Source organism: Zoogloea sp. (genome assembly GCF_023150065.1).
GTDB lineage: Bacteria > Pseudomonadota > Gammaproteobacteria > Burkholderiales > Rhodocyclaceae > Zoogloea.
The window spans coordinates 1-663 of the sequence record NZ_JAKLLN010000134.1; the positions used below are offsets into that span (position 1 = coordinate 1).

Here is a 663-nt window from a genome sequence, read left to right on the forward strand (position 1 = left end):
CCCACCTGCCGCGCCAGCGCGAAGACCACCACCAACAGCACCAGCACCACGATCCACAGCAGCACCGTCGACACGAGCAAGGCTTCGTTCACCGCTCCACTCCCTTCAGTTCGAGCAACCGCGGCGCGTTGGCCAGCAACTGGTTGCACACGGCATACAAGAGGTACAGGCCGATGGCACCGGTGGCCACTGTCAGGCCGTCCAGCCACATCAGTTCGCGCGCCGCCACGGGCGCCAGCGCTGTCAAGGCCATCGACCCGAGCACCGCATTGCGCACCACCAGCCACCACGACAGGTGCTGCCGGCCCTCGGGCCCGCCGCAGCCGCAATCGATGTGCGAACGGCCGCGCAGCAGGTTGATGGCGACGGCGCCGGTCACCAACGCCAGCAGCGCCAGCGCAGCCCAGGCACCACCGCTGCGCGTGGCCAGCGGCAACAGCAGCGTGCCGGCTGCCAACTCGGCCAGTGGCAGCAGCCAGGCCGCCGGATCGACCCACGACTCCGGCAGCAGGCGGTACTGCGCCAGCGCGCCGGCAAAGGCGTCGCGATCGGCGAGCTTCTGTGCCGCTCCCACCAGCAAGACGATGGCCAGCATGGCCGCCGCCAGGTGGGCGTACAGCGGATCGAGCGGCCAGCCCGGCATCAGTGCAGCTCCAGCATGGT

1 protein-coding gene is annotated in these 663 nt (G+C 70.0%); it reads right to left on the reverse strand.

Translation table 11 applies throughout. The annotated features are described in order from the left end of the window. Positions 1–88 precede the first annotated feature (88 nt). A partial coding sequence (locus L6Q67_RS23875) for a MauE/DoxX family redox-associated membrane protein (RefSeq protein WP_296576108.1) occupies positions 89–663 on the reverse strand: 575 nt, incomplete at its 5' end.